The organism is Pseudoxanthomonas japonensis (assembly GCF_010093445.1).
Lineage (GTDB): Bacteria > Pseudomonadota > Gammaproteobacteria > Xanthomonadales > Xanthomonadaceae > Pseudoxanthomonas_A > Pseudoxanthomonas_A japonensis.
Map to the genome: position 1 here is coordinate 85,216 of NZ_PDWW01000016.1, position 10,207 is coordinate 95,422.

The following is a 10,207-nucleotide window of genomic DNA, read 5'->3' on the forward strand; positions in this document are numbered from 1 at the left end:
GAGCAAGCTCGACGCTACCGTGCTGTCAGTCCTCGCCACCGGGCGAGTCGAACAGATTGAGCGACGGGCCCGTGTCTTCCTCGCGCTCGGTGTGCGTGGTGGTCACCGGGCCGGCGGCGGGGCGGCCGCGCGGCGGCGGCAGCAGGGCGGCGGCGGCATCGTAGGCCACCAGCAGTTCCGCGCGGCGGTCTTCGGGCAGTTGCTGCCAGTGGCAGTCCAGCAAGGCGCCTTCCAGCGCGTACAGCAGGTTGAGGCTGGGCCGGAAGCCCGCGCGCTTGACCCGGATGAAGGCTTCCACTGCACCCACGCCCTCCAGGTCCTCCTGCGTGCGCAGGCCGACCTGGCGCAGCCAGGCGGCGGACTTGGGGCCGATGTTGCGCAGCTTGGTGCCTGTCATGTCAGCGAATCCACGAAGATGGCGGCGATGCGTTCCATGCCCGCCTGGTCGTCGGCATCGAAGCGCGCCAGGCGTGGGCTGTCCAAGTCGAGCACACCGACCAGTTCATCCCCTTTCACCAGCGGTACCACCAGTTCCGAGCGCGAAGCCGAATCACAGGCGATGTGGCCCGGGAAGGCCTCGACATCGTCCACGCGCTGGGTCTGGCGGGTGCGTGCGGCGGCTCCGCAGACCCCCTTGTCCAACGGGATCCGCACGCAGGCTGGTAGTCCCTGAAACGGACCGACCACCAATTCCCGGCCATCGAAGAAGTAGAAGCCCGCCCAGTTGAAGTCCGGCAAGGCGTGGTAGAGCAGCGCCGCAAGGTTGGCGGCGTTGGCGATCCGGTCCGGCTCGCCGGCCAGCAGGGCGCGCGCCTGTTCGGCCAACTGCGCGTACTGTTCCGGCTTGCTGCCGGTGAGCGTCTGGGAAGTGAATGACATGCGGTCGATTCTACTCCGCGGGTCCGGGAAGGGCCGGATATGATCCCGGTATGAAGTTGCATTACCCGAAAGCGCCGCCTGCAGGACACGGCCGCGCCACGCTAATCCCCGGAACGTGACGGAGCACGCAATGGACAGGCTCTTCGTCACGGGCACCGACACCGGCGCCGGCAAGACGGTCGCCAGCGCCGCGCTTCTGCATGCGTTCCGTGCACGCGGGTTGCACGCGGTCGGCATGAAGCCGGTCGCCAGCGGTTGCGTGGCGACCGCCGAGGGCTGGCGCAACGACGACGCGCTCGCGCTGCGGGCGGCCAGCGACCCGGTGCCGCCCTACGACGACCTCAATCCGTACGCGCTGCCCGCGCCGTTGGCGCCGGAGATCGCCGCGCGCGATGCGGGCGTCGATGTGCAACTCGGGGTGCTGGTGTCAGCGTTCGAGCGCCTGCGTCCGCTGGCCGACCTGGTGCTGGTGGAAGGCGTCGGGGGCTGGGCCGCGCCGCTGACGGCGACGCTGGACCAGCGCCACCTGGTGCAGGAGTTGCGTCTTCCCGTGGTGCTCGTTGTGGGCATGCGACTGGGCTGCATCAACCACGCGCGCTTGAGCGCGCGGGCGATCCAGGATGACGGAGCGCGGCTGGTCGGCTGGATCGCGAACGAAGTCGATCCGGAGATGGAGCGCAGGGACGAGAACTTCGCGCTGTTGTCCGCGCGCATGCCGGTGCCGTGCTGGGGGCGCTTGCCGTATGCGCCCGGTGCCAGCGCGAGCACAATGGCCCGTCATCTCCAGGTCAATCCGTAGCGCGCGCCACGCGCACGACCGCAGAACCTGCTGCACTCTGTCCGCACCTCGAGACGTGCGCATGGCGCACGCTACGCGATGGCGCCCGGAGGCATGGCGCGCCGCGGGCAATAAAAAACCCGGCAGCGTGGGGGCTGCCGGGTCGGCTGCGCGGAGGGAGGGGGAGCCGCGCAATAAGCAGTGGAACGGGCGGGTCTTACTTGCCCTTGGCGGCCTTGGTCGCCTTGGCCACGGAGGCCTGGACGTTGTCGGTCGCGGTTTCGAACTGGGTCTTCACCAGCTGGCCGAAGGCCTCACCGGTCTTCAGGCTCAGGCCGAACACTTCCTGGCTGGCGGCGACGACGCGCTCGGCGTTGTCCTTGGCAACCTGCAGGCCCTTCGGCCACAGAGTCTTGTAACCGTCGAGGTCGCGCGTCTCGGCCAGTTCGCCGAAGAAGGCGGTGGTGGCGTCGACATTCTTCTCGAAGGTCTTGAGCTGCACGCCGAACACGGTCTCGGCGCTTTCCAGGGCCAGGCGGTTGGCGCGCGAGGCGGCCGCGGCGAACTGGTGGGTGAACTGGCTGAAGCTTTCGTTGAACTGCGTGGTCATGGCGTGCTCCTGAAAGGGGATTTCCATCTGTTGCGACGCAGCATAGACCCGTTCATGTTGCAGTGCAATAACCGGCGTATGGAAATCCGACGAACGGTCAGGAGCCGTTAAAAATCAAACGCTTGTAGGAACTGGTATGAAACCGGTTCCACGCCTCACTGGCCGGTGTAACGGCATCCGGAGGTGCAGGTTTCATGCACCACGATGGCGCTCAGCAGCGGGAGAAGGGGTTTGGTCTGGTCCCAGATCCATGTCGCGAGTTGCTCGCTGGTCGGGTTCTCCAGGCCGGGTATCTCGTTGAGATAGTGATGGTCGAGCCGGTCGTAGATCGGCTTGAAGGCCGCCTTGACGTCGGCGAAGTCCATGACCCAGCCCGCCTGCGGGTCGACCGGGCCGGACAGGTGCAGTTCGATGCGGAACGAATGGCCGTGCAGGCGCGCGCACTTGTGGCCTTCCGGCACGTGCGGCAGGCGGTGCGCCGCTTCCACGGTGAAGACCTTGAAGATGTCCATGCGTCGTTGTCCGGATCGGTGGAACGCGCGACTCCCGGCGGGAGCCGCGCGGAGGGTCCAGCTTAGCGGGCCGGGCGCGACTGGCCCTGGCCCTGGCGGGCGCCGCCCGGACGACCGCCGTCACGACGCTGGCCGCCATGCTTCTTCGGACCGGCATGCGCGTGGCGCGGCGCATCGCCGTGCGGACGGCGCGCATGCTTCTGCGGGCCGTTGCGACGCGGGGTGCGTTCGCCGGCGGGCTGCTCGGCCTTGCCCGGTGCGCTGTTGCCCCACCGGATCGGCGTCTGCGGCTCGAAGCCGGGCACGTCGCGGAGGTCCATGTCGCGATTGAGCAGGCGCACGATGGCGCGCAGGTACTTGGCTTCGTCCTGCGCCACCAGCGAGATCGCCTGGCCGGTCGAGCCGTTGCGGCCGGTGCGGCCGATGCGGTGCACGTAGTCCTCGGCCACCATCGGCAGGTCGAAATTGATCACCTGCGGCAGCTGGTCGATGTCGATGCCGCGCGCGGCGATGTCGGTGGCCACCAGCACGTTGATGCGGCCTGCCTTGAAGTCGCTCAGCGCGCGCTGGCGCGCACCCTGCGACTTGTTGCCGTGGATCGCCGCGGTCTTGATGCCGCTCTTCTCCAGGAACGTCGCCAGCTTGTCGCTGCCGTGCTTGGTACGGGCGAACACCAGCGTCTGCAGGCGGCTGTCCTGCGCCAGCAGGTGCAGCAGCAGGTCGCGCTTGCGGCTGCCGTCGACCGGGTGCACGCGGTGCGTGATGGTCTCGGCGACCGTGTTGCGCGGGGTCACCTGGATCTGCTTCGGATCGTGCATGAACTCCAGCGCCAGCTCGCGGATCGGGTCGGCGAAGGTGGCGGAGAACAGCATGGTCTGGCGGTTCTGCCGCGGCAGCTTGGCCAGGATGCGCTTGATCGACGGCAGGAAGCCCATGTCGAGCATGCGGTCGGCTTCGTCCAGCACCAGGATCTCGATGCCCGACAGGTCCACGCTGCGGCGCTCGAGGTGGTCGATCAGGCGACCCGGGCAGGCGATGACCAGATCCACGCCACGGCGCAGCGCGTCCAGCTGGTTGCCCATGCCGACGCCGCCATAGATGGTGGTGCTGGGGATGCGCAGGTACTTGCCGTAGCCACGCAGGCTGTCATGGACCTGCACGGCCAGTTCGCGGGTGGGGGTCAGCACCAGTGCGCGCGGCTTGCGCGGGCCGCCGCGCTGCACTTCCTGCGGGGTGGTGGCCAGGTACTGGATCAGCGGCAGGCCGAACGCGGCCGTCTTGCCGGTACCGGTCTGCGCGCCCGCCAGCAGGTCGTGGCCGGCCAGGGCCAGCGGGATGGCCTGTTCCTGGATGGGGGTGGGCTGGGTGTAGCCCTGTTCGTCGAGTGCGCGCAGCAGGGCGGGCGCCAGGCCCAAGGTTTCAAACGTCATGATGAAAGCTCCAAAGCCGGTCGGCCGGAACACGCACGCCACGCCGGCACAGCGGATGTGCGGCAACGTGGGACGCGCGGAATGCGGCAGGACCGTGACTCGAAGCGTTCCCTGAAACCGCGCTGCGAGAAGGGGTGCGGAGGCGCCAAAACGGCGCTACCGAGCTTGCGCAACGAAAGAAGTCGGAGCGGGGCGGGCGCGGGAGTTCGCATGGAATTCCCTGCGCCGGCGGACCATCGGGGAAACGAACGGCCGCAGGCAAGCGGCGCGCACTGTACCTGAATTGGCGGAGGAAAGGGGGACCGGCCGCTGAAGCCGGCATCTGCGACCGATTGTCGCACCACGGAAATCAGTGACTTGCGGGCGTATGATGGGTCCTGAAGCCCCTCGCCGCCGCCGCCATGAGCAGCCTTCGCATCCTTCGCCAGAACGACACCCCGGTGGCCAGCGCGCCCGCCGACGGTGTGGTGTGCCAGGCCGCGCGGGGTTGCAGCGGTTGCCTGGTGCGCCATCTGGCGGTCTGCGCCGCCCTGCCGGTCTCCAAGGCCCACGCCATGGAAGCGCTGGCCGACGACACGCGGCTGAAGGCGGGCGAAGCGCTGGTCCGCGAGGGCGAGGCGCGACGGGGCGTGTTCACCGTGACCAAGGGCGCCCTGCGCCGGATCCGGCTGCTGCCGGACGGTCGCCGGCTGGTGGCCGGCTTCCTGATGCCGGGCGACTTCATCGGTTTCTCCGGCACCTCGCACTACAAGCACACCATCGAGGCCATCACCGACAGCACGCTGTGCGAGTTCTCGATGGCCGACATGCGCAGCCTGTGCCATGACCATCCGGAGCTGGAACGCGAACTGCTCGAGCGCGCCTGCGTGGAGCTGGACGCCACCCGCGGCAACCTGATGGCGCTGGCCCGCCTCAATCCGATGGAGCGGCTGGCCGGCTTCCTGGTCGACATGGCGCAGCGTCGCCGCCGCCAGGGCCAGGACGACACCGAAGTGATCCTGCCAATGACCCGCACCGACATCGCCGACTACCTGGGCCTGACCGTGGAAACCGTCAGCCGCAGCTTCACCCGCCTGCGGCAGGAAGGCAGCATCGCCACCGACGACCCGCACCACGTGCGGCTGCTCGATCGCACACGTCTGGACGCGCTGGCGGAAGCGCGGGCCTGAGGCCTTGACTCCGTGGGGCGCGATGCGGCGGTCCGGTGAAGATGCTGCGTCCCGTGGACGGGCGACGATGGCCTAGGGGCGCGGCCTGGCTTGGCGATACTGCCGCTTCTCGCCCGCATGCTGTCCCTGTGGATCCTCGTTCGAGCAGATGCGGTCGCCACAGACCACCGCATCGGAGGCATAAAACGCCCGTACGACGGGCGCGGCGTCCTCGTAGCGCTCCAGCTCGTCCTGCACCGCGGCCAATTCACGCCGGTAGTGGCCCAGCACGGCCCAGCCGGCCACCAACACCAAGCCCAGCAGCATCGTCGCGCCGCCCAGCCACATCCATGCCAGGCTGCCGGTCTGCTTCAGCCGCTGCGCCGTCGACGCGACGGCGCGGTCGTACTCGACGACCGCGGGCGACAGCGCATCCCGGGCGTCGCCGGCGATCCGGGCGCCCGCGCCCTCGACGAGGGAGGCGACGTCACGCCGGAACTGGCCGACCTCCTGCCTCAACGACTCGATCTGCCGGTCGAGCGACGCGTCCCGCCGCGCTTCACGCTGCGAGAGCTCCGACAACAGCGCCAACGTGGCCTTGGCGGCATTCTCCAGCGCTGCCCGTGCCGATACCGATTCTCCGTGTTCCATGATTCCTCCCTGGAGTATCGCCGCTCGCCATCATCGGCTGAGGGCCATGTCATGCGCCGCGGGGGCGCGCTGCTCGTGCATGTCGGGCAAGGCGATCGACGGCGTCTGCCTGTCCAGCGCATCGCTCCATTGCAACAGGCGTTGTCCTACCTCTGATCTCGCAAAGTCGAGCGCGATACGATCGAGCCGTTCCCCGTCCCCCGCCATCAGCGCGGCATGGGCCTGGTTGAGGTGGGGGTCCTGGAACGGACCCCGATTGCCTTGTGGGGGCGCCTTCGCCGCCTCCAGCCACTGCCGCGATTCACGTTCCATCGCGTCGGTGTCCGCCTTCAGGCTCGGCAGGACCGTGGCGGCCATCAGGTGACGCTCCGTGGCCTCGACCGCTGCGGCGGACGCGTGCCGGGAGAGATGCGGCAGCGTCCTGGCCAGCTCGGCGAGATTAGGTGCCGCTGCGGGAATCACGAGCGGATTCAGACTGGCATGCGTCGCCACCGTGCCCCCCAGCACGGCGCCGGCCGCCGGCGCATGGTCCGTGACTGCCTTTACCTGGCGCCCGGCCTCGTCCAGCGTGTCGTCCACCTGCGCGGTGGCGCCCGTGATCAGTTTCCGCTGGGTGCGATCGACGGTGACATGCACCGCTTCCATCGCCTGGCACACATCCGCCGCCGCCGCGCGGATGGCGGCCGCATCGCGGATCGCCTCCTGTCGCGCCGCACGCGCGTCGGCTTCCGCCGCGTCCCGGGCCTGCAGATTGTCGGCAATGGTTTGATCCACGCGAACGTCGGCGAAGCGCCCCAGCGCGCTGCCGTCCGGCGCCAGGTTCGCCACGCCCTGCCAGAACACGCGCCGGGCCGCGATGGCGGTACTCGTGATGTCCGCCTGCAGTTCCTCGGCGCGCGCCTCGACCGCGCCCGCCGCAAGGCGGGCTTTCGCGGACGCCTCTGACAGGGCGTCGCCGGTGGTGCAGGAAACCCACGTGATGCCCTCGCTGACCGTGGACGCGGCCTGGGCGGTATGTGCGCCGCCCGCGCGCACGGCGTCGCCGCTGGCGTCGAGTGTGCGCTGCGCGATACCGCCGGCTCCCTGCACGATCTCCCCGGCCTCGTGGCCCAGGTGTGCGCCGGCCTGCACGTCGCGGACCGCACGCAATGCCGGCCCCGCCAGGGCCAGCACCTGGTCCAGCGGCATTTCCGCCGGTCGCTGCACGAGCCGGCCATCCTGCCAGGCGCGTGCGTCCAGCGTGCGCACCTGGCCGGCCGACAGCGGCAGGTCGCGCAGCATGCGGTCGGCGTCGCCGTCGGCGAGCGCGTCGACGAAGCGGGCCACCGACTCGCGGGCGTGCATGGGCATGTCGGTCGACTGCAGCTGCCGTGTCACCGCCTGCTTCAACTGCGGCACGTCCTGCACCAGATCCGCCGTCTCCTTCAGCACTGCGCCCAGCACGCGCCGCTGCGCCACGTCCATGCGTTCGACGTTGTTCTGCAGGCCATCGGTCAGCACCTCGCCACGCACCTGGTATGCGGTGATGCGGGCCTGGGGGTCGTACAGGCGCACATCCGGATTCTCCTGCTGGAAGCGGCGTGCGGTATCCGGATGCAGGCCGGCGGCGTTGAAGGTGGTACCGCGTTCGCCGCTGACCGCGACCGCCGCCGAGGCGAGACCGCCGCCGAGGGAGTGGCCGGCGTAGTCGACCGACACGCCATACCTCTTGAGCATGTTGGCCAAGTCCATCGCGCGGTCGTAGTAGTCCGTCTTCAATCCGATGGCCTGCGGGAAGTTGTTGGCGCCGAAATCCTCGGCGCCGGTCTCGCGGCGCGTGCCGTCGGCTTGCAGTACTTCGCCGTTGGAGCCCTTGAACACCACAGTCGGCTTGTAACCGGGGCCTAGGACCGCAGGGTCGGGCAGGTAGATCTCTGCTCGGAAGCCGGAATCGTTCGGCTTCAGCATGTTCAAAAGGGTCTTGTCGTCAATGCCGACCAGCTCCGGCATGTGTTGGCGCAACAGATCGAGGTTCTCGCTGCCCCGCACCCAGCCCACCGGAGGTTCACCTCCGCCACGTGCGGATTCGTACACGTCCTCGCTCACCAGGCCCATCTGTTCCTCGTAGTGGCGCGCGTGCAATGCGTCGGCCTGCGCGTGCGCATCCGGCTGGCCAATTGTCCGCAGGTCGGCGACCAGCTGCCGCTGGGCCTGGATTTCCGCTTCAGTCCGCATGATGCCGCTCCTGTGTCATAACAACGGGATGTCCTTCTCGTCGGTCGGGAAGCCGAAGGCCTCGCGCATCCGGCGGTAGCTGTCGGGCATGGAGGGGCGCTGGTAGCTGCGCTGGAGCAGCCATTGCTGGCAGCGGCGCTGCCACTCCGGGTTCTTGGGATCGCCCGGGTGCCAGAAAATGGATTCGATGGTGTACTGCTCCGGACGTGCCCCGTGCTCCAGCAGCCAATGGGCCTGCATGAAGCCGCCCAGCCCGGCATACATGTCCACGAGTGACATGCCTTGACTCTTGGCGTTCACATCCGCGCCACGCTCGACCAGCAGTTTCACGTTTTCCCACTGGTTGCCCATCAGCCTGGCTTGCTTCAGTAGCGTCTCGTCGTTGCTGTTGCGCGTATCCGGATCGCCGCCATGATCCAGCAGCAGCCGCAGGTAGATCGGGTCATCGGCCTTGGCCGCCCAGACCATGGCATTGTTCTTGTAGTAGGTGCCGACGCTCCCATCCTTGTAGCGCACGATCGTGGGCGTCTGGAAGCGCGCGTTGGGGTCGGCGCCGTTCTCCAGCATCGCCTTCAGCCCGGCCGGGTTGCCGGTGAGGATCGGCCAGGCCAGCAGCGGCAGGCCTTCGGGGCTGAAGACCGTGTCGGGGTCGACGCCTTCCTCCTTCATCAGCCGGCGGACTTCGCGGGTATCGCCGCGCTCGGCCGCCACCGCCAGGGCCTGGGCCTTGGGATTGCCGGGGAAGGACTGCTCCAGGTCCAGGAACGACCGCGAGGTCGGCGGCGGTGCCTGCAAGCAGGCGGTCAGCAGCAGGGCCGCGCAGAGTCCGAGTGCGCGTCGGAAGACATCCGTTCTCATCGCATCACCGTTCGGCATCTTGGCTTCCCAGCGACCATCGTTGCGTTGGCGTTCCGCCCCATGTCGTCGCGGTTCGCATGCCTGCGGTCGATGGCCTCATCACGGCAAACATTCGAGTTCCTGTCGTCCATGCCTGTCATAACAACGGGATGTCCTTTTCGTCGGTCGGGAAGCCGAAGGCCTCGCGCATCCGGCGGTAGTGTTCGGGCATCGCGGGGCGCTGATGGCCCTGCTTCAGCAGCCATTGCTGACAGCGGCGTTGCCACTCCGGGTTATTGGGGTCGCCCGGATGCCAGAACACATGGTCCACGGTGAAGCGGTCGGGCGTGGCGCCATGTTCCAGCAGCCAATGCGTCTGCATGAACCCACCCAGCGATGCGTACTCATTGACGAAGGCCCGTTGCTGGCTCCGCGCGTTCACATCCGCCCCACGCTCGACCAGCAGTTTCACGTTCTCCCACTGGTTGCCCATCAGGCGGGCCTGCAGCAGGAGGGTTTCGCCATTGCTGTTGCGCGTATCCGGATCGCCGCCATGATCCAGCAGCAGCTGGAGGTAAATCGGGTCATCAGCCTTGGCCGCCCAGACCATGGCGTTGTTTCGTATCCGGCCCTTGAATCGCGTCGTGTGCTGCAGGGGATGAAGTTCGGCGGCATTGGGATCGGCGCCGTTCTCCAGCATCGCCTTCAGTCCGGCCGGGTTGCCGGTGAGGATCGGCCAGGCCAGCAGCGGCAGGCCTTCGGGGCTGAAGACCGTGTCCGGGTCGACGCCTTCCTCCTTCATCAGCCGGCGGACTTCGCGGGTATCGCCGCGCTCGGCCGCCACCGCCAGGGCTTGGGCCTTGGGATTGCCGGGGAAGGACTGCTCCAGGTCCAGGAACGACTGCGAGGTCGGCGGCGGTGTCTGCAGGCAGGCGGTCAGCAGCAGGGCCGCGCAGAGTCCGAGTGCGCGTCGGAAGACATCCGTTCTCATCGCATCACCGTTCGGCATCTTGGCTTCCCAGCGACCATCGTTGCGTTGGCGTTCCGCCCCATGTCGTCGCGGTTCGCATGCCTGCGGTCGATGGCCTCATCACGGCAAACATTCGAGTTCCTGTCGTCCATGCCTGTCATAACAACGGGATGTCCTT

At 68.2% G+C, this 10,207-nt stretch carries 11 protein-coding genes; 2 read left to right on the forward strand and 9 right to left on the reverse strand.

The features are described from left to right. Positions 1-25: 25 nt before the first annotated feature. Both CSC78_RS12075 and CSC78_RS12080 read right to left on the reverse strand, forming a co-directional pair. The gene (locus tag CSC78_RS12075) at positions 26-397 is read right to left on the reverse strand and encodes a TfoX/Sxy family protein (protein ID WP_162338100.1); all 372 of its coding nucleotides are present in this window, start codon (positions 395-397) and stop codon (positions 26-28) included. Next, positions 394-879 (reverse strand): GAF domain-containing protein, encoded by a 486-nt coding sequence (locus tag CSC78_RS12080; protein WP_162338101.1) that lies wholly within the window; start codon positions 877-879, stop codon positions 394-396. The genes CSC78_RS12075 and CSC78_RS12080 overlap by 4 nt, the downstream gene beginning before the upstream one ends. 130 nt (positions 880-1,009) lie before the next feature. Here CSC78_RS12080 and bioD point away from each other — a divergent pair, with 130 nt between their 5' ends. Next, complete coding sequence (bioD, locus tag CSC78_RS12085) at positions 1,010-1,678, forward strand: dethiobiotin synthase (RefSeq protein ID WP_162338102.1); 669 nt, start codon at positions 1,010-1,012, stop codon at positions 1,676-1,678. A 196-nt stretch (positions 1,679-1,874) separates the two neighbouring features. Here bioD and CSC78_RS12090 read toward each other — a convergent pair whose 3' ends face one another. The 3 genes from CSC78_RS12090 to CSC78_RS12100 all read right to left on the reverse strand — a co-directional run bounded on the left by CSC78_RS12090 (position 1,875) and on the right by CSC78_RS12100 (position 4,209). Then, positions 1,875-2,267, reverse strand: coding sequence for a phasin family protein (locus CSC78_RS12090; protein WP_162338103.1), 393 nt, complete (start codon positions 2,265-2,267; stop codon positions 1,875-1,877). 155 nt (positions 2,268-2,422) lie between these two features. Further along, positions 2,423-2,779, reverse strand: coding sequence for a 6-carboxytetrahydropterin synthase QueD (gene queD / locus CSC78_RS12095; protein ID WP_162338104.1), 357 nt, complete (start codon positions 2,777-2,779; stop codon positions 2,423-2,425). A 62-nt stretch (positions 2,780-2,841) separates the two neighbouring features. Further along, positions 2,842-4,209: a DEAD/DEAH box helicase gene (locus CSC78_RS12100; RefSeq protein ID WP_162338105.1), complete on the reverse strand. Its 1,368-nt coding sequence runs from the start codon at positions 4,207-4,209 to the stop codon at positions 2,842-2,844. Positions 4,210-4,610: 401 nt separating this feature from the next. On the opposite strand from CSC78_RS12100, the gene CSC78_RS12105 reads away from it, so the two are divergent. Further along, the gene (locus CSC78_RS12105; protein ID WP_162338106.1) at positions 4,611-5,378 is read left to right on the forward strand and encodes a Crp/Fnr family transcriptional regulator; all 768 of its coding nucleotides are present in this window, start codon (positions 4,611-4,613) and stop codon (positions 5,376-5,378) included. Between the two features lie 72 nt (positions 5,379-5,450). On the opposite strand, the gene CSC78_RS19050 is transcribed toward CSC78_RS12105, so the two are convergent. The 4 genes from CSC78_RS19050 to CSC78_RS12125 all read right to left on the reverse strand — a co-directional run bounded on the left by CSC78_RS19050 (position 5,451) and on the right by CSC78_RS12125 (position 10,068). Beyond that, entirely contained in the window at positions 5,451-6,008 is a 558-nt protein-coding gene (locus CSC78_RS19050; protein WP_238391257.1) for a hypothetical protein, read from the reverse strand. A gap of 30 nt (positions 6,009-6,038) precedes the next feature. Continuing rightward, complete coding sequence (locus tag CSC78_RS12115) at positions 6,039-8,222, reverse strand: phospholipase (protein WP_162338107.1); 2,184 nt, start codon at positions 8,220-8,222, stop codon at positions 6,039-6,041. Between the two features lie 15 nt (positions 8,223-8,237). Then, positions 8,238-9,098, reverse strand: a complete 861-nt coding sequence (locus CSC78_RS12120) for an ankyrin repeat domain-containing protein (RefSeq protein WP_238391258.1) — start codon at positions 9,096-9,098, stop codon at positions 8,238-8,240. Between the two features lie 118 nt (positions 9,099-9,216). Continuing rightward, complete coding sequence (locus CSC78_RS12125; RefSeq protein WP_238391259.1) at positions 9,217-10,068, reverse strand: ankyrin repeat domain-containing protein; 852 nt, start codon at positions 10,066-10,068, stop codon at positions 9,217-9,219. Between the last annotated feature and the right edge of the window lie 139 nt (positions 10,069-10,207).